Annotated in this window: 25 protein-coding genes; 14 read left to right on the forward strand and 11 right to left on the reverse strand. The window is 63.9% G+C overall.

Annotated features, from left to right (window positions below; genetic code table 11):
* The first annotated feature begins 59 nt into the window (after positions 1 to 59).
* Positions 60 to 908, forward strand: a complete 849-nt coding sequence (locus JI749_RS11040; protein ID WP_201653497.1) for a division plane positioning ATPase MipZ — start codon at positions 60 to 62, stop codon at positions 906 to 908.
* 16 nt (positions 909 to 924) lie between these two features.
* On the opposite strand, the gene JI749_RS11045 is transcribed toward JI749_RS11040, so the two are convergent.
* The gene (locus tag JI749_RS11045) at positions 925 to 1,065 is read right to left on the reverse strand and encodes a hypothetical protein (protein ID WP_201653500.1); all 141 of its coding nucleotides are present in this window, start codon (positions 1,063 to 1,065) and stop codon (positions 925 to 927) included.
* 250 nt (positions 1,066 to 1,315) lie between these two features.
* Here JI749_RS11045 and JI749_RS11050 point away from each other — a divergent pair, with 250 nt between their 5' ends.
* Together JI749_RS11050 and JI749_RS11055 are read left to right on the forward strand one after the other, a co-directional pair.
* Positions 1,316 to 2,143 (forward strand): AraC family transcriptional regulator, encoded by an 828-nt coding sequence (locus JI749_RS11050; protein WP_233280735.1) that lies wholly within the window; start codon positions 1,316 to 1,318, stop codon positions 2,141 to 2,143.
* Positions 2,144 to 2,246: 103 nt separating this feature from the next.
* Positions 2,247 to 3,149, forward strand: coding sequence for a division plane positioning ATPase MipZ (locus tag JI749_RS11055; protein WP_201653505.1), 903 nt, complete (start codon positions 2,247 to 2,249; stop codon positions 3,147 to 3,149).
* On the opposite strand, the gene JI749_RS11060 is transcribed toward JI749_RS11055, so the two are convergent.
* A complete protein-coding gene (locus JI749_RS11060; protein ID WP_201653508.1) occupies positions 3,146 to 3,421 on the reverse strand; it encodes a hypothetical protein in 276 nt (91 codons plus the stop codon). The genes JI749_RS11055 and JI749_RS11060 overlap by 4 nt on opposite strands.
* A gap of 127 nt (positions 3,422 to 3,548) precedes the next feature.
* On the reverse strand, positions 3,549 to 5,147 hold the full coding sequence (locus JI749_RS11065) for a serine hydrolase (protein WP_201653511.1): 1,599 nt from the start codon (positions 5,145 to 5,147) through the stop codon (positions 3,549 to 3,551).
* Positions 5,148 to 5,621: 474 nt separating this feature from the next.
* Between JI749_RS11065 and clpS the strand changes: the two genes are divergently transcribed.
* The 3 genes from clpS (at position 5,622) to pyrF (ending at position 9,393) form a co-directional block, all read left to right on the forward strand.
* Positions 5,622 to 6,041, forward strand: a complete 420-nt coding sequence (clpS, locus tag JI749_RS11070) for an ATP-dependent Clp protease adapter ClpS (protein WP_201653514.1) — start codon at positions 5,622 to 5,624, stop codon at positions 6,039 to 6,041.
* A gap of 9 nt (positions 6,042 to 6,050) precedes the next feature.
* On the forward strand, positions 6,051 to 8,390 hold the full coding sequence (clpA, locus tag JI749_RS11075) for an ATP-dependent Clp protease ATP-binding subunit ClpA (RefSeq protein ID WP_201653517.1): 2,340 nt from the start codon (positions 6,051 to 6,053) through the stop codon (positions 8,388 to 8,390).
* 100 nt (positions 8,391 to 8,490) lie between these two features.
* Entirely contained in the window at positions 8,491 to 9,393 is a 903-nt protein-coding gene (pyrF, locus tag JI749_RS11080; RefSeq protein ID WP_201653520.1) for an orotidine-5'-phosphate decarboxylase, read from the forward strand.
* A 30-nt stretch (positions 9,394 to 9,423) separates the two neighbouring features.
* Here the strand turns inward: pyrF and JI749_RS11085 are convergent, their stop codons facing one another.
* Positions 9,424 to 10,071 (reverse strand): pyridoxamine 5'-phosphate oxidase family protein, encoded by a 648-nt coding sequence (locus JI749_RS11085; RefSeq protein ID WP_201653523.1) that lies wholly within the window; start codon positions 10,069 to 10,071, stop codon positions 9,424 to 9,426.
* 105 nt (positions 10,072 to 10,176) lie between these two features.
* Positions 10,177 to 10,833 carry a YoaK family protein gene (locus tag JI749_RS11090; protein ID WP_201653526.1) on the reverse strand — a complete coding sequence of 219 codons (657 nt, stop codon included), beginning with the start codon at positions 10,831 to 10,833 and terminating at the stop codon, positions 10,177 to 10,179.
* A gap of 375 nt (positions 10,834 to 11,208) precedes the next feature.
* On the opposite strand from JI749_RS11090, the gene dnaE reads away from it, so the two are divergent.
* Positions 11,209 to 14,667 carry a DNA polymerase III subunit alpha gene (gene dnaE, locus JI749_RS11095; protein WP_201653530.1) on the forward strand — a complete coding sequence of 1,153 codons (3,459 nt, stop codon included), beginning with the start codon at positions 11,209 to 11,211 and terminating at the stop codon, positions 14,665 to 14,667.
* A 126-nt stretch (positions 14,668 to 14,793) separates the two neighbouring features.
* Here the strand turns inward: dnaE and JI749_RS11100 are convergent, their stop codons facing one another.
* The 6 genes from JI749_RS11100 to JI749_RS11125 are packed head-to-tail and all read right to left on the reverse strand — an operon-like array spanning position 14,794 to position 19,672.
* Positions 14,794 to 15,021 carry a hypothetical protein gene (locus tag JI749_RS11100; RefSeq protein WP_201653533.1) on the reverse strand — a complete coding sequence of 76 codons (228 nt, stop codon included), beginning with the start codon at positions 15,019 to 15,021 and terminating at the stop codon, positions 14,794 to 14,796.
* Between the two features lie 9 nt (positions 15,022 to 15,030).
* Positions 15,031 to 15,846 carry an ABC transporter ATP-binding protein gene (locus JI749_RS11105; protein WP_201653536.1) on the reverse strand — a complete coding sequence of 272 codons (816 nt, stop codon included), beginning with the start codon at positions 15,844 to 15,846 and terminating at the stop codon, positions 15,031 to 15,033.
* A 3-nt stretch (positions 15,847 to 15,849) separates the two neighbouring features.
* Positions 15,850 to 16,701, reverse strand: a complete 852-nt coding sequence (locus JI749_RS11110; protein WP_201653539.1) for an ABC transporter permease subunit — start codon at positions 16,699 to 16,701, stop codon at positions 15,850 to 15,852.
* Between the two features lie 53 nt (positions 16,702 to 16,754).
* Entirely contained in the window at positions 16,755 to 17,720 is a 966-nt protein-coding gene (locus JI749_RS11115) for an aliphatic sulfonate ABC transporter substrate-binding protein (protein ID WP_201653542.1), read from the reverse strand.
* Positions 17,721 to 17,741: 21 nt separating this feature from the next.
* Entirely contained in the window at positions 17,742 to 18,308 is a 567-nt protein-coding gene (gene msuE, locus JI749_RS11120) for an FMN reductase (protein WP_201653545.1), read from the reverse strand.
* Positions 18,308 to 19,672 carry an LLM class flavin-dependent oxidoreductase gene (locus JI749_RS11125; protein ID WP_201653548.1) on the reverse strand — a complete coding sequence of 455 codons (1,365 nt, stop codon included), beginning with the start codon at positions 19,670 to 19,672 and terminating at the stop codon, positions 18,308 to 18,310. Before JI749_RS11125 ends, msuE begins: the two co-directional genes overlap by 1 nt.
* 370 nt (positions 19,673 to 20,042) lie before the next feature.
* On the opposite strand from JI749_RS11125, the gene rpsB reads away from it, so the two are divergent.
* The 7 genes from rpsB (at position 20,043) to rseP (ending at position 26,416) form a co-directional block, all read left to right on the forward strand.
* Positions 20,043 to 20,816, forward strand: coding sequence for a 30S ribosomal protein S2 (gene rpsB / locus JI749_RS11130; protein WP_201653551.1), 774 nt, complete (start codon positions 20,043 to 20,045; stop codon positions 20,814 to 20,816).
* A gap of 70 nt (positions 20,817 to 20,886) precedes the next feature.
* On the forward strand, positions 20,887 to 21,819 hold the full coding sequence (gene tsf, locus JI749_RS11135) for a translation elongation factor Ts (RefSeq protein WP_201653554.1): 933 nt from the start codon (positions 20,887 to 20,889) through the stop codon (positions 21,817 to 21,819).
* Between the two features lie 201 nt (positions 21,820 to 22,020).
* Positions 22,021 to 22,740 (forward strand): UMP kinase, encoded by a 720-nt coding sequence (gene pyrH, locus JI749_RS11140; protein WP_407644877.1) that lies wholly within the window; start codon positions 22,021 to 22,023, stop codon positions 22,738 to 22,740.
* A gap of 18 nt (positions 22,741 to 22,758) precedes the next feature.
* Positions 22,759 to 23,313: a ribosome recycling factor gene (frr, locus tag JI749_RS11145; RefSeq protein WP_201653559.1), complete on the forward strand. Its 555-nt coding sequence runs from the start codon at positions 22,759 to 22,761 to the stop codon at positions 23,311 to 23,313.
* A gap of 29 nt (positions 23,314 to 23,342) precedes the next feature.
* Positions 23,343 to 24,104 (forward strand): isoprenyl transferase, encoded by a 762-nt coding sequence (locus JI749_RS11150; RefSeq protein WP_201653562.1) that lies wholly within the window; start codon positions 23,343 to 23,345, stop codon positions 24,102 to 24,104.
* The gene (locus JI749_RS11155; protein ID WP_201653567.1) at positions 24,101 to 24,961 is read left to right on the forward strand and encodes a phosphatidate cytidylyltransferase; all 861 of its coding nucleotides are present in this window, start codon (positions 24,101 to 24,103) and stop codon (positions 24,959 to 24,961) included. The genes JI749_RS11150 and JI749_RS11155 overlap by 4 nt, the downstream gene beginning before the upstream one ends.
* A gap of 39 nt (positions 24,962 to 25,000) precedes the next feature.
* Positions 25,001 to 26,416: an RIP metalloprotease RseP gene (gene rseP, locus JI749_RS11160; RefSeq protein ID WP_201653570.1), complete on the forward strand. Its 1,416-nt coding sequence runs from the start codon at positions 25,001 to 25,003 to the stop codon at positions 26,414 to 26,416.
* The last annotated feature ends 33 nt before the right edge of the window (positions 26,417 to 26,449 follow it).

A 26,449-nucleotide genomic window follows, 5' to 3' on the forward strand; every position in this document is an offset into this window, starting at 1 on the left:
TTAACCATAGCGGCCCTTGTTAGCAGCAGTGGTGCATTTCACTGATTTGGGGGGCGGCGATGGCGCGTGACGGGGCGCATGTCATTGTGGTGGGCAATGAGAAGGGCGGGTCGGGCAAGTCGACCACGGCCTTCCACCTGGCCATATACCTCCTTTATGCCGGTCACCGTGTCGCGACCATCGATGTGGACGGACGCCAGCAGACCCTTACGCACTATGTGCGCAACCGGCGGGCCCATACGCGCGACAGCGGGCGCAGCCTGCCCAACACCCTGCATTTTCACCTGCCGTCGGCCTGGGGCGACTCGATCAAGGAAAACCAGAAGGCCGAATTCGACGTGTTCCGCCGTGCGGTTGGAGAGGTCGAGAACAAGGTGGATTTCCTCGTCATCGACACGCCCGGCTTTGATACCAACCTGACGCGCCTGGCGCATTCCATGGCCGACACCCTGGTCACGCCGGTCAATGACAGCCTGATCGACATCAACGTGCTGGCGCGGGTCGACGCCGAGACCGGCATACCGGTCGAGACCAGCCATTATGCCCGGCTGGTACAGCGGGCACGGTCGGAACGCATGGCCGTGGGTGGTGAAACCATCGACTGGGTGCTGGTGCGCAACCGCATTTCCATGCTGGCATCGCGCAACGCCAAGCAGGTGCACGCCACGCTCGAGGGAATTGCGGCGCGCTTCGGCTGTCGCATGGCCGACGGCATCGCCGAGCGCGTTATCTTCCGCTCGCTGTTCGCCAGCGGGACGACGGTGTTCGACCCGCTGGACGAAGAGGGGAGCGGCGAATCCTCGTCGGTGTCGCATGTGAGCGCGCGGCAGGAATACCGCAACCTGGTGGCGGCGCTAAACCTGCCGCTGCGCGGCCACGCCGCCGAGCCGGTGCGGCTTTCCGCCTGACGAGGCCTAATCCTCCTCAGCCATTGAGGCTCCGGCGCCCGCGCTGCGCGCGGCGGGGGCGACTGTTGATTTGGTAGCCATCATCGGCGGTGAAGAACTGGACCACGACCGAGAGAGGCTGGACCAGCTTGGCGAGTGCGGTGATTGCCTTGGGCATTTGAGGTCTCCTTCCGTGTCGGTGTGGAGACCTTATGCACCCCAAGAGCACCCGGGCGATAGAATGGACCTCCGGAATTATTGCACAATCCTACTCGGACCCAATTTTCTCCTGGTCGCTGGGTCTTACGGGCGGTATGTATGGAGCCACGAAATGAGGTGTTCCCATGCAAAATGTGCTTGCTGAACTTGCCAGGTCAATTGTTCAATTCTCCGACGGAGATGGTGTTCATGCAACGGCTGTGCCACGCATGACACTGGTGCGCACCAGCCAGCCCACGCTGCCGCTGCATGCCGTGCAGAACCCGACCATCTGCATCATCGCCCAAGGCAGCAAGCAGGTGCTGCTGGGCGATCGGCAATTCCAGTATGGCGCCGGCAACAGCTTCGTCGTCTCGGTGGACGTCCCCGTGATCGGGCAGGTGATGGTCGCCAGCCCCGAGGAACCGTATCTGTGCATTCGCCTTGACCTGGACCTGACGCTGCTCGGTTCGGTACTGCTCGATGTGGGGCCTGAATTGCTGGGTGGCGATGCGTATGGCGCCACCGAAGGGCTGACGGTTGCCGATGCCACGGTCGAGATCGTCGAGACCGCCACCCGCATGGTTCGGTTGCTGGGCTCACCCGAAGATATCCGTGTACTGGCTCCGCTGTTAGAGCGTGAACTGCTCTATCGCTTGCTGCGCGGTCCGCAGGCCGCGGCGTTGCGCCAGATCGCCTGGGGCGGCAGCCGCATGCAGCAGGTGAACCGCGCCATCGGCTGGATCCGGCGCAATTTCGACCAGCCGTTCTCCATGGATGCACTGGCCGAGGAGGCCCGTATGAGCGCCTCGGCCCTGCACCAGCATTTCAAGACCGTGACGGCGATGAGCCCGCTGCAGTACCAGAAGCAGCTGCGCCTGCAGGAGGCGCGACGGCTGATCCTCACCAAGACCTGCGATGCGGCGACGGCTGGACACAATGTCGGCTATGATAGCCCCAGCCAGTTCAGCCGCGAATATGCCCGCATGTTTGGTGCGCCACCATTGCGTGACATCGCGCGGTTGCGCGAAAGCGGGGCGATGCTGACGGAGGCATGACGCGTCTGCGGCCCGTTAAGGCATTAACAAATTAATCACCATGAGCACCTTGCCAGTATTCGCGTAACCACCGACAGTCCGCCGCAACGACAAAGGGTGGACGATGCCTCGGCGTGGCGTGCATGTCATCGTGGTTGGAAATGAGAAAGGCGGGTCGGGCAAATCGACCACCGCCTTTCATCTGGCCATTCACCTGCTCTACGAAGGCTTCAAGGTGGCGTCCATCGACGTGGACAGCCGCCAGCAGACCCTGACGCATTATGTGCGCAACCGGCGCGAATGGGCGCGCAGCCGTGGTCTGCGCATTCCCCACACCACCCACTTCCACCTGCCGCTTTCACGCGGCGATTCCATCCGCGAGAACCACCGTGTTGAATTCGACCTGTTCCGGCAGGCGATCTCGGAGGTCGAGCACGACGCCGACTTCCTGGTCATCGATACGCCCGGATTCGATACCAACCTGACGCGGCTGGCGCATTCGCTGGCCGACACGCTGGTGACGCCGGTCAACGACAGCCTCATTGATCTCAATGTGATGGCGCGGTTCGACCCGGTGACCGGCGATCCCACCGAGATGAGCCACTATGCGCGCCTGGTGCAGCGCGCCCGGTCGGAGCGGATGTCGATCGACGGCAAGACCATCGACTGGGTGCTGGTGCGCAACCGCATCTCCATGCTGTCGTCCCGCAATATGCGGCAGGTGCAGACGATGCTGGAGCGGGTGGCGTTGCGGCTGGGCTGCCGGGTTGCCGATGGCATTGCCGAGCGGGTCATCTTCCGCTCGCTGTTTCCGACCGGAATGACGGTGTTTGATCCGCTGGACGACGATCTGCTCGGGGGCCTGCCATCGATGTCGCATATGAGTGCGCGGCAGGAGTATCGGAGCCTGGTGGCGGCGCTGCACTTGCCGACCGCTGAAATCGCTGCCGCACAACAGGCCAAGGCAGCGCCCGATCCCATGGATTCGACCCGGCGCTTCATTCACATGATGCAGTCTGAATCCTAGGCGTCCCGTTCGCCGAAGATCAGGTCGACCGCTCGGGCGCCGCCGGGGGCGAAGACGTCGATGTCGATGGTCACAGGGTCCTGCACCATCCGGCGTGTACGGGCCGACAGTGCCAGCACCACCCCCAGCAGATCGCCGACGCTGCGCTTGCGTGGCAGCATACGCTGGGTAATTCCCGACAGGGCGCGATTGCGCACCGCCATATCGGGGGAGGCAAGGCTGGAGCGGCCGACGAAATTGGCCAGCTCTATAAGGGCAGTATTTTCGCTCATTGGGCTACTCCAAACACAGGCGCCAATTTGCTTCCCCGGGCGGCCGGCGCTCGTGGCGTCGGCTCATTTGTCGTGTCGTCTCCTAGTCGCGTTACCGCACCGGAAAACCGGTTCCTGGTGACGCTGGCTAGCTCTGCAAGGCCAGGCAGGTCATATCCTGCTGCTTGAGCTGGTTGCACATGGCCGTAGCGTCATCGCGTCCGCCGAAACCGACGAAGCGGGCACGGAAGAAGACCTGGCCGTTCTTTTCGAAGCGCTCGACGTAGGAACGGAAGTCGCCCAGCGTACCGACCTTGCCGGCGGCATCGGCCAGCATGCTGCGCGCGCTGTCTTCTGACGGACCGGCACCGATCTGGACGATCCAGCCGCCGGGCGTCGCGCCGGCATCGGCCGTGTCGACGGCGCCTGATGTCATCAGGTCGACCGGCTGGCCACCCTGCTGGGCACCGACGTCGGCGGGCGGCGGCACGAAGCCGAGCGGAGCCGATGGGGCGGTCTGGCCAAGGGCGGCGGGCGGTGCGCCCAGATTGTAGCTCTCGGAAAGCCAGGCGCCGATAATGTCCTGGCTGGGATAGGCCGGCTGCGGCGCCTGCGAGGGGGCAGCCAGGATATTGGCCGCCTGTACCGCCGGCTGCAGGCCCAGATCGGCCGGCATGGGGACCGGCTGCGGCGCAGCACTGGCCACGACGACTTCGGGCATCGGCTGGATGGCCGGGGCCTGCGGCTGTGCGCCATTGGCCGCGACGAGCTGGGCTAGGCGGAAGCCGGGCAGGGGCATGGGCATGACGAAGACCGGCTGGCTGGGCTGGGCAACCGCAACCTGCACGTTACCGCTGCCCTGCCGGCCCGGCACCGGGATCATGGCAACGTAGTCGCCACGCCGGCCTTCCGGCAGATAGGCGGCGACCAGCTCGCGCACCTTCTGGTCGCGGGCGCCGGCAGAATTGAAACCGAACGCGACCACGACGATGTGGCGGCCATCCTTGCGGGCGGCGGTCAACAGGTTGGACCCGGCCGCGTTGATGTAGCCGGTCTTGATGCCGTCCACGGCGCCCATATAGCCGAGCACGCGGTTGTGGTTGCCGTAGGTATTGCGGCCGTAGCTGAAGCTGCGGGTCTGGAAGAATTCGTAGTAGTTCGGAAAGTGCTGGTAGATGGCGATGCCCAGGATCGCCTGGTCGCGCACGGTGGTCACCTGGCCGCCATCGGGCAGGCCCGAGGCGTTGCGATAGGTGGTGTTGCGCATGCCCAGGGCGCGGGCAGTGGCCGTCATGCGCTCGGCGAACTTGGATTCCGAGCCGGAAATGTGCTCGGCGATGACGCGGGCCATGTCATTGGCCGAAAGCGTCACCAGCGACTTGATGGCGTCTTCCACCGTGATTTCGGCGCCGGCGCGCAGGCCCAGCTTGGTGGGAACCGCTGCGGCGGCATGGCGCGACACGGTCATCTTGGTCGAAAGCTTGAGATTGCCGGCGTTCAGCTCCTGGAACAGCACATAGAGCGTCATCACCTTGGCGACGGAGGCCGGGTAGCGCTTGCTGTCGGCGGCTTCCTCATAGAGCACCTGGCCCGACTTGGCGTCGACCACGATGCCGGCATATTTGCGGAGATTTTCGATGGCCTGGGCGGGCGCTGCCGTATGGGCGCTGACCGCGAGGGCGATGACGATTGCGGCAAAGGCGCGGGAAAATACGACGCGCCATGGGGTTTTCGCCTGGGAAGCCACCCGGTACTCCAACTTTTTTACCCGGGCACTTCTGTGCCCGTACGCAACTACGAAGGATGGAAATCCAGGTGAGCCCCACGCGCCCGGACGATCCACTAACGCTGGGAGAATACGGACCCGCCGTTACCATTCCGTAAAATGCGAGCGAATTTGGCGAGGGTGTGGAAGGATGGTCACGGATGGGTGAGGGGCGAGAAGACGCCGCGGTACCCACCCACCGGCCGTCACCCTCGGGCTTGACCCGAGGGCGTTACACTACGACGCGCTCGGTCAGTGTAGACCCCTCGGGTCAAGCCCGAGGGTGACGATCGAGGCTAGGATTGTGCAGAGCCGGTGGCGTGCTGCGCCCAACATTCCCGGTGCTTTGTGCGGGTCACAAAATCGAGAACCATTGCCCCTTAACACGGGCGATCTTTTGCCTACATAATGGTCCTCACCATGCTGCTTCGTTTTCCTCTACGACAGATGTCTTCCATGATTGCCAATGACCTCCTCGCTTTGACCGATGAGGCCCCGGCCGTGTTGCGGCTGGTGCCTGTGCCCGCCCATGCGGGGCCCAAGGAGGATGATCCGGGCAAGGGTGGGGACGGCAAAGGCGGCACCGAAACCGGGACGATCACCAAGACGCGTCCCAAGACCAAGCGCCCGAGCCTTTATCGGGTGCTGCTCCTCAACGACGACTACACGCCGATGGAATTCGTCGTTCTGGTCTTGCAGGATGTCTTCAACAAATCGCGCGAAGACGCCATGCAGATCATGCTGCACGTACACCAGAAGGGGGTGGGTGAGTGCGGCGTATATCCATACGAAGTGGCCGAGACCAAGGTCACACGGGTCATGGATACGGCACGCAAGAACCAGCATCCGCTGCAATGCGTGATGGAAAAGCAATAGGAACATCATATGCCCTCATTTTCCCGCGGACTTGAAAAGGCTCTGCATCAGGCGATGAACCTGGCGCGCGAGCGCAACCACGAGTTCGCTACGCTCGAACACCTGCTGCTGGCCCTGACCGACGACCGCGAGACGATCGCCGTGCTCACCGGCTGCGATGTCGATATCGACGCGCTCAAGAGCGACCTCGAAGATTTCATCAACGAAGAGCTGGACAGCCTGATCGTGGCCTCCGGCCAGGATGCGCGGCCGACCGCCGCGTTCCAGCGCGTGATCCAGCGCGCGGTGATCCACGTGCAGTCGTCGGGTCGCGAAGAGGTTACGGGTGCCAATGTGCTCGTTGCGATCTTTGCGGAGCGCGAGAGCCACGCCGCCTACTTCCTCGAACAGCAGGACATGAGCCGGCTGGACGCGGTCAATTTCATCAGCCACGGGATCACCAAGTCCGGTCCCAGCGAGGAGCGCAAGGTGCGTGGTGCCGAGGATGGCGAGAACCATGGCGAAGGCGGTGCCGAGGCCAAGAAGAGTTCGGCTTTGGCCGATTTCTGCGTCAACCTCAACGAGAAGGCCCGCCAGGGCAAGATCGACCCGCTGATCGGCCGTGACGCCGAGCTGCGCCGCACCATCCAGGTGCTGTGCCGCCGCTCCAAGAACAACCCGATCTATGTCGGCGATGCCGGCGTGGGCAAGACGGCCATTGCCGAGGGCCTGGCCCGCAAGATCATCGAGGGCGACGTGCCCGAAGTGCTCAAGGAAGCGGTGATCTACGCGCTCGACATGGGTTCGCTGCTGGCCGGCACCCGCTATCGCGGTGATTTCGAGGAACGCCTCAAGGCCGTGATGAAGGAGCTCGAAAAGCTCCCCAATTCAGTGCTGTTCATCGATGAGATCCACACCATGATCGGTGCGGGCGCCACTTCGGGTGGCGCGCTCGATGCCTCGAACCTGCTCAAGCCGGCTTTGGCGAGCGGGGCGATCCGTTGCATCGGCTCGACCACCTACAAGGAATATCGCCAGTTCTTCGAGAAGGACCGGGCGCTGGTGCGTCGCTTCCAGAAGATCGACGTCAACGAGCCCAGCGTTCCCGATGCGATCGAGATCGTGAAGGGCCTGCGGCCGTATTTCGAAGAGTTCCACAAGATCAAGTACACCGACGATGCCCTCAAGGCGGCGGTGGAGCTGAGCGCGCGGTATATCAACGACCGCAAGCTGCCCGACAAGGCGATCGACGTGCTCGACGAGACGGGCGCCAGCCAGATGCTGGTGACCGAGGACCAGCGCAAGAAGGTGATCGATGTCGAGGACATCGAGGCCACGATCGCCACCATCGCGCGCATCCCGCCCAAGTCGGTCTCGAAGTCCGATGCCGAGCTGCTTGCTGGACTCGAGCAGAGCCTCAAGACCGTGGTGTTCGGGCAGGACAATGCCATCGTGGCGCTGACTTCGGCGATCAAGCTGGCCCGTGCGGGCCTGCGCGAACCGGAAAAGCCGATCGGCTCGTACCTGTTCACCGGCCCGACCGGCGTCGGCAAGACCGAAGTCGCCAAGCAGCTCGCCGACACGCTTGGCGTCGAACTGCTGCGCTTCGACATGTCCGAATATATGGAACGCCACACGGTCAGCCGGCTGATCGGCGCCCCGCCGGGCTATGTCGGCTTCGACCAGGGGGGCCTGCTCACCGATGGCGTGGACCAGCATCCGCATTGCGTGGTGCTGCTCGACGAAATCGAAAAGGCCCATCCGGACCTCTACAACATCCTGTTGCAGGTGATGGACCACGGCAAGCTGACCGACCACAACGGCAAGTCGGTGGATTTCCGCAACGTCATCCTGATCATGACGTCCAATGTGGGCGCCATGGAGCTGCAGAAGTCGCCGATCGGCTTTGGCCGCAAGCGCGAGCAGGGTGATGACGAGGAGGCGATCAACCGCCTGTTCACGCCCGAATTCCGCAACCGGCTCGACGCGATCATCTCGTTTGCCCCGCTGCCGCGCGAAGTCGTGCGTCGCGTGGTCGAGAAGTTCGTGCTGCAGCTCGAAGGTCAGCTGGCCGAACGTGGCGTCACAATCAACCTGCTGCCCGAAGCCGCCGACTGGCTGGCCGAGCGCGGCTATGATGAACGCATGGGCGCCCGCCCGCTGGGCCGGGTGATCCAGGAGCACATCAAGAAGCCGCTGGCCGACCAGGTGCTGTTCGGCGAGCTGGTCAATGGCGGCACGGTCACCGTAGCGGTGGTCGGCGAAGGCAGCGAAGCCAAGCTCGAGCTGATCGCGGTGCCACCGCGTCCGGCCAAGCCCAAGGCCCTGCCCAAGCCGAAGAAGCCCAAGGCAACCGCCGACAAGAACTGACGCAAAAGGCCCGGAGCGATCCGGGCCTTTTATTCATCCGGCGGAATGTGACAAGACCGTCAAGGGCCTAGCTGGCCGCTCACCCCAAGGGAGTCGACGCATGAATAGTTCGAGCTGGAGTGACCTAGTCCAGAACAATGTCGAGCACTTTGGCGATCTGGTCGCAGGCATTGACCCCGCCTTGGCCGATATTCCGAAGGTCTTCGGCGCTGCCGAGTCCTGGATTTCTGACTTCGTGGATTTCACCCTCGACGCAGTCGAAGGGCAGGTCGGGTTCGTGAAGTTTCAGTCGGCTTACTTCGAGGCAAGCGGCCTTGCGGGCCTGACGGCACTCTCCGCGGGCATGAAACGCGCGCGGGAGGCAGGGATCGCCGTCATCCTCGATGCCAAGCGCGGCGATATCGGCGCCACCGCCGCCGCCTATGCCCGCGCCTACCTGACCCCGGTATCGGAGGGCGGCAGCGGCGACTTCGAGGCCGACTGCCTCACGATCAATCCGCTGATGGGGCCGGACACGCTCGAACCGTTCGTCGACTGCGCGACCCGCTTCGGCAAGGGGCTTTTCGTCCTGTGCCGCACCTCCAATCCCGGCGCCAGCTGGTTGCAGGACAGGATGGCCGGCAATCGCCTGATCTCGGATCGCCTGGCCGATCTCATCGGTGGCTATGGCAAGGGCGACCCGTCTTCGTCGGCGCTGGGCGTCGTCGGCGCCGTGATTGGCGCCACCGTACCCCAGGAAGGGCGTCGGCTGCGGCAATTGCTGCCACGCACGGTTATCCTGGCCCCAGGCCTCGGCGCGCAGGGCGGCGATCCGGCCGCCATCCATTCGCTGCGGGGCAATACGCCCGGCGATCTCTTGGTCCCGGTGTCCCGTGGCTTGAGCCGTGTGGAGGACCGAAGCATATCGCTCGCCGACTACCGCGACCTCGTCCTGGCCAGGATCGAAGGCTTCAAGACGGCCATCGCCTACGACTATTCCGGCGCACGCCTCAAGCAAGCGTAGCCAGCATTCGGTTCCTGCGGCGATGCATTCCTAGTACAGCGTCCGCTTGTAGTCCTCTTCCAGTCCATCATCGATCTTGCGCATTTCGTCATCGGCGGGGGCGACGGAGGTTTCCTCGAGGATGATCTTGATGAGCGAGGGCATTTCGGTGCGATCCTGGAAGTGGTTGGGGTCCCAAAGATGCGATCGCCGAAATGCCTTGGCGCAGTGCATGAACACCTCGCCGACCCGCACGATGATGGCGAGGGTGGGCACACGGTTGTTCACCCGCATGCTTTCGAGGATCGCCGGATCGGTCGTGAGACTGGCCCGGCCGTTTACGCGCAGGGTATCGTCGAAGCCCGGGATGATGAACAGCAAGGCCACGCTGGGATTGGCGATGATGTTGGAGAGGCTGTCGAGCCGGTTGTTGCCGGGTCGGTCGGGGATGGCCAGGGTGCGGGCATCAAGGATTTGCACAAAGCCCGGCGGATCGCCGCGTGGACTGACATCGGCCCGGCCGTCGGGGCTTTGCGTGCCCAGGCAGAGGAAAGGCGAGCGCCGGATAAAGGCCTGGGCGTGCTCGCCCAGTGCGCTCTGGAACTTCTGGATGGCCAGGGCGTGGGTGGCCTCGAACAAGCTGCGTAGCGACTGCTCGTCTGCAATGGCGAACTTCGGATCGAGCTGAAACTCGGACATTTGGTCCTCCCGTCGGTCGCCTCATGTTGTGAGGTACGTACCTCACGCTACTAGAGCCCAGTTTGGGTTGGTGTTCAAGGCCGAACGCGACGAGCCGAGCGTTGGTCAGCCTGGAATCACGCGCGCCGGTCGGCGCAGTATGAAAGCAAGACAAAAGGCGGCGTAGAGGGCGGTCGGCAGCAAAAGCGCATTCACGCCGGCCACGCCATAGCCCCAGCCGCCCAGCAGGCCGCCGACAAGCAGCGAGGCCCAGACCAGCATATGCTGAGCCCAACGCCAAGGTGGAGCCACTCCCCGCAGGGCGCGCGCCAGATCCTGACCGGCGGCAAAAAGGGTGCCCGTGACAAAGGTCGTGCCCAGCCGCACAGATCCTGTCGATGGCAGGATGGCGTTTTGGGCGCCGGCACCTGCGGCCAGAATCAGCATGAACTGGCTGGGGGCAAAACCGGCCAGAGCGAGGCCGAGCGTTGCCGCAAAACTGGCCACGACGAAAGCTGTGACGGCGCTGGCCCCCCAGCGTGGACCCGCCAGCAGCGCCAGCAGCGATCCCAACACGCTGCCCAGAAAGAACAGTGCGACCAACGATGCCGGCAGCAGGATTACCGGCCAACCACCATTGGCCATCCCGGCTCCAAGCTGGGTGGTATTGCCGCTCATGAACGAAGTGAAGTGCCCGCCCAGTTCAATGAAGCCGATGACATCGGCAAACCCAGCCGACGCCGTCAGCAGCAGGCCGAGGCTGAGTTGAGGCGTGGGCGTCATGGGTGATTCCGAAGGGGGTCAGCAAGAGTTGCAAGCCTTCCATGGGGAAGCAAGAGCGGCAGCGACGGCCCACGCTCGTTAACGCGGCGCGAACCTTTCCTAACACTTCGCTAACCAAGAGACTACAATCCCCGCTGTTCCCGTACTTACTCCTCGACAAGAACAAATAGCGAACTTATAAGAACATTATAGCAACACGGGAGATGCAGATGCTCACTTTCATCAAGGACTTCGCCGCCTTCGTTACGCTCGGTGCCTTCACCATCGGCTCACTGACCTGGATGGATGTGATCACGCGGCTGGTGTGACCAACGTGCTGTGGATTGCCACTTCCGTGATGTGGGGATCACGGTGCACCGATGCTAAAGGTCAACCATGAGCGGTCCCGGCTTTATCCATCTTCACGTCCATTCTGCCTATTCGCTGCTGGAGGGAGCCCTCCAGCTCGAAACGATCCTCAAGCTGGCCAAGGATGACGACCAACCGGCGCTTGGCATTGCTGACACCGGCAACCTGTTTGGCGCGCTGGAATTCTCGGAGAAGGCCAGCAAGAAGGGCATCCAGCCGCTGGTCGGGGTGGAACTCGCGATCGACTTCGCGGCAGCCGAGGAGCGGGTCAGCGAACGGGGACATATCGCCTGGGCCGGCAAATCCAGCGTGGTCTTGCTGGCGCAAACCGAGGCGGGCTTTGCCAACCTCTCGCGACTGGTGTCGCAATCCTATCTCGAGGGCGACGGCTCGGGCGCAGCCAAGGCGCGCCTCGACTGGCTCAGCCGCGAACGGCTCGAGGGACTGATCTGCCTTAGTGGCGGGCCCGAAGGCGCCATCGACATGGCTCTGGCACAAGGGCAGGATGCCAATGCCATCCGCCGGCTCGATCGGCTGGCCGAGCTGTTCGGGGACCGCTTCTATATCGAATTGCAGCGTCATGGCCGCATCCAGGAAGCCAATGTCGAGCCGCGACTGATCGACTATGCCTACCGCAAGGGCGTGCCCCTGGTGGCCACCAACGAGCCGTTCTTCAAGTCGGTGAAGGAATTCGAGGCGCACGATGCCTTGCTGGCGATTGCCGGCGGTACGGTGCTGGCCCAGACGGAGCGGCGAAAGCTCAACGACCAATACTATTTCAAGACGCGCGCGGAGATGACCGAGCTGTTCTCGGACCTGCCCGAGGCGCTCGACTCGACGGTGGAAATCGCCCGGCGCGTGTCCTACCGGCCGCGGACGCGCAATCCGATCCTGCCCAAGTTCGCAGCAGCGCCCGATCTCAGCGACGCCGACGCGGTTGCCGCCGAGGCTGCCGCCTTGCGGACAATGGCCGAGGACGGGCTGCGCGAGCGCCTGGCTACCGTGGGAACCGCGCCGGGCAAGACGGAACAGGACTATTGGGAGCGGCTGGAATTCGAGCTGGGCATCATCCAGTCGATGAAGTTCCCCGGCTACTTCCTCATCGTGGCTGATTTCATCCGCTGGTCGAAATCCCAGGGCATCCCGGTAGGGCCGGGGCGCGGCTCGGGTGCCGGCTCTCTGGTCGCCTACGCCACCACCATCACCGACCTCGATCCCCTCGCATACAACCTGCTGTTCGAGCGCTTCCTCAATCCGGAACGCGTCTCGATGCCGGACTTCGATATCGACTTCTGCCAGGATCGCCGCGAAGAGGTGATCCGCTACGTGCAACGCAAATACGGCACGAGCCAGGTGGCGCAGATCATCACCTTCGGAACGCTGCAGGCGCGCGCCGTTTTGCGCGACGTCGGCCGCGTGCTGCAGATGCCCTATGGCCAGGTCGACCGCATCTGCAAGCTCGTGCCGGCCAACCCGGCCGATCCATGGTCCATCGAGCGGACCATGAACGAAGTGCCGCAGTTCAAGCAGATGACCGAGGAAGACGAGACGGTCGCCGACCTCGTCGCCATCGCGCGCAATCTCGAGGGCCTGTTCCGGCACGCCTCGACCCACGCCGCCGGCATCATCATCGGCGACCGGCCGCTGCAGGACCTGGCGCCGCTCTACCGCGATCCGCGCTCGGATATGCCGGTCTGCCAATACAACATGAAGTGGAGCGAGGCTGCCGGATTGGTCAAGTTCGACTTCCTGGGTCTCAAGACGCTGACCACGGTGCAGTATGCCGTCGAAATGGTGAACCTCGATGGCGGGAACCTGCGCATCGAAGACATCCCCATCGACGACAAGGCCACCTACGATCTTTATGCAAGGGGCGACACGTTCGGCGTGTTCCAGGTGGAAGGCGCCGGCATGCGGCGCGCACTGGTCGACATGAAGCCGGACCGCTTCGAGGACATCATTGCGCTCGTGGCACTCTATCGGCCGGGGCCGATGGACAACATCCCGCTGTTCAACGACCGCAAGCACGGGCGCGAAGAGGTGGAGTATCCCCACCCCGATCTTTCCAAGGTGCTGGACGAAACCTATGGCATCATCGTCTACCAGGAGCAGGTGATGCAGATCGCCCAGCTGCTGTCGGGCTATTCGCTGGGCGAAGCCGATATGCTGCGCCGCGCCATGGGCAAGAAGATCAAGGCCGAGATGGACGCGCAGCGCGAGCGCTTCCGCGAGGGTGCCGTCAAGTATGGGCTCAAGCAGAGTCTGGCCGATACCATCTTCGACCTCCTCGCCAAGTTCGCCAATTACGGCTTCAACAAGAGCCATGCGGCGACCTATGCGCTGGTCAGCTACCAGACGGCCTGGCTCAAGGCGCACCACCCGCACGAATTCCTGGCCGCGTCGATGACGCTGGACATGGGAAATACGGATAAACTGGCCGAGTTCCGCAGCGAGGCCAAGAAGCACAAGATCGAACTGGTTGCGCCCTGCGTGAACAAGTCCCAGGTGGTGTTCTCGGTCAAGGACAAGCGCATTCTTTATGGCCTCTGCGCCGTCAAGGGCGTGGGCCGACAGGTTGCCGAGCATATCGTCGAGGCGCGCGGCGACAAGCCGTTCAAGGACCTGGGCGATTTCGCCCGGCGGGTCGATCCGCGCATCCTCTCCAAGCGGACGCTGGAAACCCTGGTCAATGCCGGAGCCTTCGACGATATCGTGCCGCGCCGCGAAGTGGCCTTTGCGGCAATCGAGGCGGTCATGGGCATGGCCCAGTCGCTGACTGCCGAGCGCAACGAGGGGCAGTGGAACATGTTCGACATGGGCGAGCCCGAGCCGGTGCGCCTGCCGGCTGGCGTGCCGCCCTGGACGACCACGGAACGGGCTGATCGCGAGCTGAGTGCCATTGGCTTCCACCTCTCGGCCCACCCGCTGGATGCCTATTCGGACCTGTTCGAGAAGCTGCGCGTGCAGCGCTGGAGCGATTTCGAGCGCGCGGTCAAGGACGGGGCCTCTGCTGGCCGCTTGGCCGGCACGATCAGCGCCCGGCAGGACAGGCGCACCCGCAAGGGTACGCCGATGATGATTCTTACGCTGAGCGACCAGAGCGGCAGCTTCGAAATCGTTGCCTTTTCAGAGCAGATCAACGAGTTCGGTGCCCTGCTGCAGCCGGGCAAGTCCGTCATACTCCAGGTTGGGGCCGACGAGCGCGCCGAGGGCATCAGCCTGCGATTGCTGTCGGCCCAGGCCATCGATGGCATCGAAGACACGATCGAACGCCGCCTCACGGTCTTTGCCGCAGACGCCAAGGCGCTCGGTTCCATCAGCGCCCAGCTCAAGCGCGGGGGCGAGGGCAAGGTGAACTTCGTGGTCATCCGGGATGGCGGGGCGCGGGAATACGAGATCGAACTCCCCGGCGCCTATCGCATCACCGCCGAAGTCGCCGGCGGCATCAAGGCGCTCGATGGGGTGACGGACGTCCGGCTGCACTGAGTTCGTCCTGGACGCCCAAAATGCGCGGGGGAGGCGAGCTTTTGGCCCTTCCTCCCTCGCATTTCGGGGCTTTCACCCTGGGCCCCGCGTCGTGGCGCGGGTCTATGGAAGCACAATGCACGCGGCCTATCTGCGTTTCCCTAACAGGTGCGTGAGCATTTTGCCGATCTGGCGCAGGCGCCGGGCAATTGGCCGGTTGTCGCCGGCTTGGTCGTCATCAAGGGTGGTGTCCCGTCCTGCCGTCGCTTCGACCGGGACAAGCGATCGGCCAAAGAATGACTTTTTGCGCGGGGCGTCCTCGGTTTCAACAGCGGGGACCGGACCGGGGTCGAGAATACCGAACAGGGGAAACATCGTCGCCTCCTACTTGAAAATGCCCTTGAGCAGACGCCCTTCGATCTCGGCGAGATCGGCGGCACCCCGCTGGCGCGGTCGTGGGTGATCGATGGTGATGTCGAGTGCGATGCGTCCCTCGTCGAGCACGATGACGCGATCGGCCAGGGCCACGGCTTCGGTGACGTCGTGGGTAACGAAGAGTGCCGTGAAGCCCTGCTCCTGCCAGACGCGTTCGACCAGTGACTGCATGGTGATACGGGTCAAGGCGTCGAGAGCGCCGAGCGGTTCGTCCATCGCCAGGAAGCTCGGCTGGCTGACCAGGGCACGGGCAAGCGCGGCGCGCTGCCGTTGCCCACCGGACAGCCGCGACGGCCACTCGCCGGCCTTCTCGGCCAGTTGAACCTCGGCCAGCGCCGTCTCGGCCTGGCGGCGGGCCTGGCGCCGGTCGATGCCTTCGCCCAGTCCCACGGCGACGTTGTCCACCACGCTGGCCCAAGGCAAAAGCCGCGGCTCCTGGAAGACAATGCGTGCACTGGGCGGGGTCTCCGCTCCGTCGGCGCCCACGAAGGTGATGTGGCCGGAAGTGGGGGTATCGAGGCCGACCAGCAGGCGCAGCAAGGTACTCTTGCCGCAGCCGCTCTTGCCCACAATGGCCAGGAACTGGCCCGCCGGCACCTCGAGGTCCAGGTCGTGCAGCACGGTCACGGCGCCGAAGCTCTTCGCAAGCCCTTCGATGCGGATGCCGACGCCGCGCTCACCCTGACGCTGCCGCGGCAGGCGTGTCTCATATTCGGGCTCGATGTCCTTGCCCCAAGCATTCTTGGTACGGACGGATGTGCTCATGTCTCAGTTCCTCACGGGCTTCTGGTAGGCGGGGTTCCACGACAGGGTCAGGCGTTCCAGCGTGAGAGCGATGACGTCGGCCAGCTTGCCGAGCAGGGCGTAGATGACGAGGGCCAGGATCACGACATCGGTCATCATGAATTCGCGCGCGGAGTTGGCCATGTGCCCGATGCCCGACGATGCGGCCATGGTTTCGGCCACGATCAGCGTCAGCCACATGATGCCGAGCGAGAAGCGCAGGCCCACGAAGATCGAGGGCAGGGCACCGGGGAAGATGACCTTGCGGAACAGGGTCCAGCCGTTCATGCCATAGACCCGGCCCATCTCGATCAGTTGCGGGTCGACATTGCGCACGCCATGCAGGGTGTTGAGGTAGATGGGGAAGAACACGCCGAGGGCTGTGAGGAACAGCTTGGCCTCTTCGCCGATACCGAACCATAGGATGACCAGCGGGATCAGCGCCAGGTTGGGGATCGTCCGCAACATCTGCAGCGTCGTGTCCGTCAGTGCGTGGCTGAGGCGCGACACGCCATTGGCGAGGCCCAGCAGGAAGCCGATCGAACCGCCGACCAGCAGGCCCGAGACGGCGCGCACCGCGCTGGCCTGAACGTCGGTGGCGAGCTGGCCGCTCGTGAGCTTGTCCCAGAAGGCCCAGACAACCTGGATGGGCGCCGGCATGAGGCGATTGGTGATCCAGCCGAACGAGGCGGCCGCCTGCCAGAGCAGCACGATGGTGATCGGCAGGAGGAAAGGCAGGAGGGCAGACGGCGATATCTGTGAGGCGCGTCCGGTCGCGCGATGGGGCGGACGCTTGGGCAGGGTGATCGGCTTGCCGAGGTCAGCGGCGAGGGTCATGTTGGCCTCCGTGAATGAGAAAGCGGGCCAGCCTGTCGCCGGCCCGACGATGTTCAGATGGCCGGGGCCTGCCAGACCGCATCAGCAACGTTGAGTTGCCTGGGGATGATCTTGAGATCGTAGAACTCATCGGCCAGCGCCTGCTGGTAGGCGATGATCTCGGCATCGAGCGGCAGGATGGCCCCCAGGTCGGCGGCCTTTCTGCCCAGGGTGATGCGGGTGATGTCCGTCGGTACGCCCGTCGAGGCCGAGATGGCCGCCGCGGTCGCATCCAGATCGGTTTGCGCCGCCGTACCCACCTTGCGCAACTCGTCGATCACCTCGGCCAGGATGGTCGGGTTCTCCTTCGCATAGGCACCATTGGCCTGGTAGAAGCCGTAGGAATCCACGATGCCCTCGGTGGTGGCGAGGACGCGGGTATCCGGATCCTGCGCGGCGATGGCGTAGTAGGGGTCCCAGATAACCCAGGCATCGATCTGGTTGTTGGCGAAAGCCGGCGCGGCATCGGGCGGACCCAGATCGAGCGGGGTGATGTCGTCCAGTGTCAGGCCGACGGTCCGCAGCGCCTTGACGATGAAGTTGTGCGAGCTGGAGCCACGCTTGAAGGCGACGCGCTTGCCCTTGAGGTCGGCAATGGTCTGAACCGGACTATCCTGCTTGACCAGGATGGCCGAGCCGTCGAGGCTGCCGGGCGTCGCCGCCACGTAGACCAGGTCGCCACCGGCGGCGTGGGCAAAGAGGGGCGGGACGTCGCCGGTGGAGCCGAAGTCGATGGCATGGGCGCCCAGGGCCTCGAGTAGAGGCGGGCCGGAGGTAAATTCGGCCCAGCTGACGGTGACGCCGCGCGCGGCGAGGCGCGCTTCAAGGGCGCCGCTGTTCTTGGCGAGGGCAAAGACGCCGCCCTTCTGCCAGCCGATGCGGAACTCCTTGGCAGTGTCTTGAGCGCGGGCAAGCGAGGGGAGGCCGAGCACGGCGGCGGCGCCGGCGAAAAGCTGGAAAGTCTGTCTGCGGGTAAACATGGTAGGCTCCGTTGGGGAAGATCAGGCCGATTGCGCCAGAAGGCCGGCATTGCGGACGGCGGCGAGGCGCCAGCCCAGCTCGTCCACCACGCGTTCGATGCGCGCCTTGAGGTTGACGCTGTCAGGCAGGTAGTCGGCGAAGTCGGGCTCGGTGGCGTAGATTCCGGTCGAGAGGATGTCGGCGGAAAAGAACGCGAACAGCGGGCGCAAGCCATGATCGACGACTAGCGCATGGCGTTCGCTGCCGCCGGTGGCGGTCAGCACGATGGGCTTGTCCTTGAGCGCCTTGGGATCGATCAGGTCGAACAGGTGCTTGAACAGGCCCGTATAGGTGCCCTTGTAGACCGGCGAGCCGACCACCAGCGCATCGGCATTGGTGATGGTGTCGATGAGATCGACCAAGTCTGGCGGCGCCTGGCGTGGATCGAGCGTCGCGCCCAGGGATGGGTGGATATCGACCAGGTCATAGACGGTGGTGCGCGCACCGGTGCGATCTGCAGTGGTGGCGACGATGGTCTCGACAAGGCTGCGGGTGCGGGAGGGGACCGAGGAACTGCCGGCAAAGCCGACGATATGAAGCTGGCTCATCAGGCGCTCCGCTGCTGCTGGCTGGCACGGGCAACGAAACGGTTGATCGGCCGCTCCAGCCCCAGGTTCTCGCGCAGGGTTGCGCCTTCGTATTCGGTGCGGAACAGCCCGCGCTTCTGCAGGATGGGCACGACCTGGTCGACGAAATCGGTAAGCCCGGTGGGCAAAACCGGTGGCATGATGTTGAAGCCATCGGCGGCGCCGTTGGCGAACCACTCGACCAGCGCGTCGGCGATCTGTTCGGGGGTCCCGACAACCGTGCGGTGACCACGGGCGGTCGCCAGCGACAGATAGAGCTGGCGCAGGGTGAGGCCGGTGCTGGCGAGGTCGGACACGAGCTTGAGGCGGCTCTTGTTGAGCTCGGTATCAGCCGGCAGGGGCGGGGCCTTGTCATCCAGCGAATAGCCGCTGAGATCCACGCCCACGTAATATTGCTTGAGAATGCCCCAGGCGATGGCGGGGTGGATCAGCGACTGGATGAACTCGTAGTTCTGCTTGGCCTCGGCTTTGGTGCCGCCCAGCACCGGGAAGAGGCCGGGCATGATCAGCAACTGTTCCGGGCGACGGCCATGCTTGGTCAGGCGCCCCTTGATGTCGGAATAGAATTCCTGGCCGTCGGCAAGCGTCTGGTTGGCGGTGAAGATGACCTCGGCGGTGCGGGCTGCCAGGTTTCGCCCGGCTTCGGAGGCGCCGGCCTGCACGACGACCGGGCGGCCCTGCGGCGAACGGGCGACATTGAGTGGCCCGGCAACGTCGAAGAACTGCCCGTGATGGTCGACGCGATGCACCTTACCGGGATCAAGGAAGATGCCGCTCTGCTTGTCGCGGATCAGCGCGTCGTCCTCGTAGCTGTCCCAGAGGTCCAGGACGAGATCGACCACTTCTTCGGCCCGCTCGTATCGGTTGGCATGGGCGGGGTGGCCGGCAATGGAGAAATTGCGGGAGACATCGGCGCCGGTCGTCACCACGTTCCACGCCGCGCGGCCCTTGCTGATGTGATCGAGCGAGGCGAATTTGCGGGCCAGCAGATACGGGTCCTCGTAGGTCGTCGATGCCGTGGCGACGAAGCCGATGTTGCTGGTCACCTGCGACAGTGCGGACCACAGGGTTACCGGCTCGAAATGCGCCGAATGGCTGACGCGGCTGCGGATTTCCGGATCGCGATCGCCGTCCCAGCCGCCGGGGCTATCGGCCACGAAGACCAGATCGAAGAGGCCGCGCTCAGCCGTCTGGGCAAGCCCCCGGTAATGATCGATGTTGTGACCGGCATCGGCATCGGCGTCGGGATGCCGCCAGGCGGCAACGTGGTGGCCAGTCGCCATGATGAAGGCGCCAAGGCGTAGTTTCCGGGGTGAATCGCTCATCTCGACCTCTCGCTATCAGCCGCACCAAATGTGCAGCGCCCCTTAAATACAGACTATCTCTATAGGTTTAGTCGAGTATTAGATTTTGCCTTGTTAGGCCGTTTTGCGGTTCGATGTTTCGCAAAACGATCAATGTGGAGTTGGCCAGTGCAGTGATGCAGCGGAAGGTGGGACCGCGACCCAGGCGGCACCTCGGTACGCCCCTTGCTCTTTTCGGTGGCTTCCCCTATATCGCCCCTGCGTTTGACTGCGCGTCAGCGCGATTTCACACACGAGGCAGGCGTTTCGAGCGATCGAAAAGCCATCCGGTGACGGGAGACCGTCGCAAGGCCTCGTGGCGGCATCAACCGGTAAACAAGGAGCAGCCATCATGGCACTGCCCGATTTCTCCATGCGCCAACTGCTTGAAGCAGGCGTCCACTTCGGTCACCAGAAGCACCGCTGGAATCCCAAGATGGAGCGCTACATCTTTGGCGTTCGCAACGACATCCACATCCTCGACCTGAGCCAGACCGTTCCGGCCCTGAGCCGCGCCCTGCAGCTGATCTCGGACACCGTTGCTGACGGTGGCCGCGTGCTGTTCGTCGGCACCAAGCGCCAGGCCGCTCCGCTGGTAGCCGAGGCTGCCAAGCAGTCGGCCCAGTACTTCGTCAACTCCCGCTGGCTTGGCGGTACGCTGACCAACTGGCAGACGATCTCGAACTCGATCTCGCGCCTGCGCGAACTCGAATCGATGACGGAAGACCAGCTCGCCCTGCGCACCAAGAAGGAGCGCCTGATGATGAGCCGCGAACAGGAACGCCTGGAGCGTGACCTGGGCGGCATCAAGGACATGGGCAACCTGCCGTCCCTGCTGTTCGTCATCGACACCAACAAGGAAGCCAACGCGATCAAGGAAGCCCGCCGCCTGGGTATCCCGGTCGTCGCCATCGTCGACACCAATTGCGATCCGGACACGGTCGACTACGCCATTCCGGGCAATGACGACGCCTCGCGCGCCCTCGAGCTCTATGTCTCGCTGGTCTCCAAGGCCGCCATCGACGGCATCGGCCGTTCGGCTTCGGGCCTGGGTGCCGATCTGGGTGCCTCCGAGCGCGCTCCGGCAGAAGACCTGCCGACCGAAGAAGCTCCGGCTGCCAACTAAGTCCGTCATTCGGACTTCATCTTGATCTGAACCATGCGGCCCCGCAAAGGGGCCGCCGAAAGGTGTTATCATGGTTGAAATTACTGCAAGCCTGGTCAAGCAGCTCCGCGACTCGACCGGCGTCGGCATGATGGACTGCAAGAAGGCCCTGGCCGAGACCAATGGCGACATGGAAGCCGCGGTCGACTGGCTGCGCACCCGCGGTCTCGCCAAGGCTGCCAAGAAGGCTGATCGCGTCGCTGCCGAAGGTCTGGTTGGCGTTGCCACCTCGGGCACCAAGGCTGCCGTCGTCGAAGTGAACTCGGAAACCGACTTCGTTGCCCGCAACGAGCAGTTCCAGGGCATCGTCGGCAACATTGCCAAGCTGTCCCTCGACGCCGATGGCGACGTGGTCAAGCTGGGCGAAATGCCGTTCCCCGGTTCGGGCCACTCGGTTTCGGCCGAGCTGACCGAAGCGATCGCCAAGATTGGCGAGAACATGAACCTGCGCCGCACCGAAGTCGTGTCGGTCGGCGATGGCGTGGTGGAAAGCTATGTCCACAACGCCGTCAAGCCGGGCATGGGCAAGATGGGCATCCTGGTGGCTCTTGAGTCGACCGGCGACAAGGCCGCGCTGAGCGCCCTGGGCAAGCAGCTGGCCATGCACATCGCCGCCACCAACCCGCTGTCGATCGACCCGGAAGACCTGGACCAGGCTGTTGTCGCCCGCGAGCGCGCCATCATCCTCGAGCAGGTCAAGGAATCGGGCAAGTCGGCCGAGATCGCCGAGAAGATGGTCGATGGCCGCATGCGCAAGTACTTCGAGGAAGTGACGCTCCTGGCCCAGACCTTCGTGATCGATGGCGAGACCAAGGTCCGCGATGCGATCAAGAATGCCGAGAAGGACGTCGGCGCTCCGATCAAGCTGACCCGCTTCGTGCGTTATGCCCTCGGCGAAGGCATCGAAAAGGTCGAGACCGACTTCGCCGCCGAAGTCGCCGCCACTGCCGGCGTCAAGGCGTAAGCCCAATATTGGCGCGCGGACCAATGGCCCGCGCGCTGCTCTCCCGGCGGCCATGATTTGGCCCGGGATCGAGCGCAAAAGCCCGCCGTAATTGCATTTCGACTGGCGTGACGCTTTCTTTTGAGAGCGCTTTTGCCTTAGTGTCGGTCGGGCGTTGCCGGATTCGGTGCCCCGCCGCGTGTTCCATAGAGGGGTTTGCCGATGGCGCCTGCCTACAAACGCATTTTGCTCAAGGTATCGGGCGAAGCGCTCAGTGGCGACCAGCAGTTCGGCATCCAACCGGAATTCCTCGATGGCGTCGCTCAGCAGATTGCCGGAGTGGCCAAGACGGGCGTCGAAATCGCGATCGTCACCGGTGGCGGCAACATCTTCCGCGGCATGGCTGTAGCGGCCAATGGCGGTGATCGAGTCACCGCCGACATGATGGGCACGCTGGGCACTGTTATCAACGCGCTGGCGCTGGCCGGGGCCCTTACCAATGCGGGTGTGAAGGCCAAGGTCTTCAGCGCCACGACCATGCCGTCCGTTGCCGACACATACACTGCTCGCGCGGCCAAGGCGGCGCTGGAAGACGGCTACGTCGTCGTATTGGGCGGCGGCATCGGCAATCCATTTTTCACCACCGACACCGCCGCTGCCTTGCGTGGCATCGAACTGCAATGCGATGTGGTGCTCAAGGGCACCAATGTCGACGGTGTCTATTCGGCCGATCCCAAAAAGGATCCGAATGCAACGCGCTACGATCAGATCAGCCACGACGACGTCATCAAGCAGAACCTGCGGGTCATGGACACGGCGGCTTTCGCCCTTGCCCGCGACAACAACCTGCCGATAATCGTGTATTCGCTGGACGACAAGGAAGGTCTGTCCGGCGTCCTGGAAGGCCGAGTCCGCAGCACGCGCGTCGGACAGCCGCTCTAGACTTGAAGGAAGAAGACCATGGCCTATGACCTTTCCGATCTGAAGACCCGTATGCAGAAGTCCATTGCGTCCCTGCGCGATGAACTCGCGGGCCTCAGGACTGGCCGCGCCAGCCCCAGCCTGCTGGAGCCCGTGACTGTCGAGGCCTATGGCTCGCGCATGCCGCTGAACCAGGTTGCGACCGTAACCGTCCCCGAGCCGCGCATGCTTAGCGTGCAGGTGTGGGACCGGCAGATGGCCAATGCGGTCGAAAAAGCCATCCGCGACAGTGGCCTGGGTCTCAACCCGATGGGGGAGGGGCAGGTGATCCGCGTGCCGCTGCCGGAGCTCAACGAGCAGCGCCGCAAGGAACTGGCCAAGGTTGCGCACAACTACGCGGAGGCTGCTCGCGTGGCTGTTCGGCATATCCGCCGCGACGGTATGGATGCGCTCAAGAAGGCGGAAAAGGATGGCGACTTGAGCCAGGACGATTCGCGTGTGCAGGCCGACCTCGTCCAGAAGGCGACGGATGCTGCGGTGGCGGAGATCGACCAGGTCCTGGCCGCCAAAGAAGCAGAAATCATGCAGGTCTAAGTCGGCTGCGCTGCGCCGGGAGGGCGTAGATGTCCATTGATCCAGCCATCAACGCCGACTTCGCGCAGCGCCCGCGTCTGCGCATTCCGGCGCATCTTGGCGTGATCATGGACGGCAATGGCCGCTGGGCACAGGCGCGCGGCAAGCGCCGCACCGAGGGCCATATCGAGGGCGTGAAGGCGCTCCGCAATCTGGTCGAGCTTTGCATCACCTACGGCGTCGGGCATCTGACGGTGTTCAGTTTCTCTTCGGAAAACTGGGCGCGGCCAAAGGACGAAATATCCTTCATATTCAATCTGCTGCGCCGGTTTGTTGCATCGGACCTGCAGCGACTGATCCGCAACAATGTTCGCGTCCGCATCATCGGCACCCGCGAGGGCCTGGAGCCCAGCCTGGTGCGGCTGATCGATGACGTGGAAGCCAAGACCCAAGCCAATACCGGGCTCGTGCTCGTCGTCGCCTTCAACTATGGCGGCAAGGCCGAAATAGCGGAGGCCGCTCGCAAGTTGGCACGCGAGGTCGCGGCCGGTCGGCTCTCGCCTGACGCTATTACCGAAGAACGGCTCGCCGGCGCGCTTTATACTGCGGGCCTGCCCGATCCGGACCTGATCATCCGCACCAGTGGCGAGCAGCGCATTTCCAATTTCCTGCTGTGGCAGGCGGCATATGCCGAGTTCGTCTTCGTCGAAGAGAACTGGCCCGATTTCAACGAGGCCAGCTTCGTACGTGTGCTGGAGACCTTCTCACGGCGCGATCGGCGCTTTGGCGGCATAGAGGCAGTGCAATCTTGACCAGTCCGGGCGATCCCGCGTCAGAGCCTGCCGCCGGTCGCCGCCGCACCTGGGCCGACCTGGGCCCCCGACTGGTCTCGGCCTTCGTGCTGATCGCCTTGACCGCGACCGCGCTCTATGTCGGGGGCTATGTCTTTGCCGCTGTGGTTGGCGCCGTATTTGCCGGCGCCTATCGCGAGTGGGAGACCATGGTTTCGCGCGCGCCGCTGACCCCGGCCGGGATGGTGCTGATCGGGCTGGTGGCGGTCGCGGGACTCATCCATCCGCTGTTTGGACCGCTCGGCACCGCCGGAGTCATCGGGCTGGCTTGTCTCGTGGCCGTCGCCATGCGTGGCGAAGGGGTGCTTTGGCGCATCCTGGGCCTGGTGATCTATGGCGCGGTCATCGTGGCGGCGCTGGCGATGCGCGGGGATACGCTGATCGGCGTCTGGGCGGGGGTCTACCTGGGGACCGTGGTGTGGATGACCGATTCCGCAGCTTTCTTCACCGGCCGGCAGATCGGTGGCGAAAAGCTCGCGCCGCAGATTTCGCCGTCCAAGACCTGGTCGGGCGCATTGGGCGGACTGGCGCTGGGAACCGGGGCAGGGTTGCTGTTCTGGATCGTGGCGACCGATTCTCCCTGGTGGATCGGGCTGGTGCTGTCGGCCGCGATCAGTGTTCTGGGGCAGCTTGGAGATCTTGGCGAGAGCGCCATCAAGCGGCATTTTCGGATCAAGGACAGCGGCGACATCATTCCGGGGCATGGCGGCTTGATGGATCGGCTGGACAGCCTCACATTCGGCATCTTGCTGGTGCTGTTGGTGGGCGCCCTGCATGCCGGCTATGGCTCGGTCGCAGAGGGGCTGCTCTACTGGTAGGGCACGGCACGCCCGTCCTGCCGCGCAATAGGGAAGACCATGTTCGATTTCATCTACTGGCTGCTGTCTTATGTGGTGCCTTTCCTCGCGGTCCTGACGGTTATCGTCTTCATCCACGAAATGGGCCACTACCTGGTGGCGCGATGGAATGGCGTGGCTATCGATGCCTTTTCCATCGGCTTCGGCAAGGAACTGATCGGGCGCACTGACAGGCACGGCACGCGCTGGAAGATTTCGGCTATTCCCCTGGGCGGCTATGTGCGCTTCACCGGGGATATGAACGCGGCCAGCGTGCCCGACCCCGAGGCGCTCGCCAAGGTCGATCCCGCCTTGGCCCCCAAGCTGTTCGCCAACAAGAATGTGTGGCAGCGCATCGCGGTCGTTGTCGCCGGGCCGCTGGCCAATGTCATCCTCACATTTGTCATCCTCTATGCCCTGTTGCTCGGTTATGGACGCTTCGTGACCACGCCTGTCGTGGCCGAGGTGGCCATGAACTCGGTGGCGGAGGAAGCGGGCATCCTGCCGGGAGACACGCTGCTTTCGGTGGACGGCTACGCCGTTCGCGGCTTCGAGGACTTCGACCGGCTGATCGCCACCAGCCCTGCACGCCCGGTGACGATCGAGTTCGAACGGGCTGGCGATCGGCAGGTGGTTACGGTGGTGCCTGACGCCAACGAGGTCAAGGACCGCTTCGGCAATCGCCAGAGGGTCGGCGATGTAGGCGCTTACCCCTTCGTCCTCCCGCCTCAGGTAGGCTCGGTCATCGAAGGCTCGCCCGCCGAGGCGGCCGGCATCGAAGCCGGCGATATCCTCGTTTCCGTCGACGGGCAGCGGGTGGGCGATTTCCAGGGCTTCCAGCGTCTTGTCGTGGGCAAGCCAGACCAGCCGGTGACACTGGAGCTGGAGCGCGCTGGGCAGCTCAAAACCGTCCAGCTGATTCCGGAAGCAACCGAGGTGGAGACCCGGGCAGGCGAAACCGAGGTCATCGGCCGAGTCGGTATTGGCTCTGGCCAGCCCGACGCTATCGATCGAACGGTTTATCGGCCGGGTCCGGTCGAAGCGCTCGGGATGACGGTCGAGGAGATCCGCTTCATCATCCAGCGCACCGCTGCGTTCCTGGGGGATTTCTTTGTTGGCCGCGGCGATGTCGAGCAGTTGGGCGGACCGGTCAAGGTCGCCAAGGTATCGGGCGAAGTGGCGACGCTTGGAATCGTAGCGCTGATCAACCTCACGGCTTTGCTGTCGCTAAATATCGGAATTTTCAACCTTTTGCCGGTTCCGATGCTCGACGGCGGTCATCTGTTGTACTATCTGGTGGAAGCTGTCAGGGGGCGTCCGCTGAGCATGCGAGTGCAGGAAATGGGGTTCCGGTTCGGATTCGCCCTGGTTCTGGCGCTCATGGTGTTCACGCTGTTCAACGACACGCTGTTCGCCTATTTCGGGATCCTGCGTTAGCCCTTGGTTAACCTTGGTTTGTAAGGTGTTGCA

This window comes from Devosia oryziradicis, assembly GCF_016698645.1.
Taxonomy (GTDB): Bacteria; Pseudomonadota; Alphaproteobacteria; order Rhizobiales; family Devosiaceae; genus Devosia; species Devosia oryziradicis.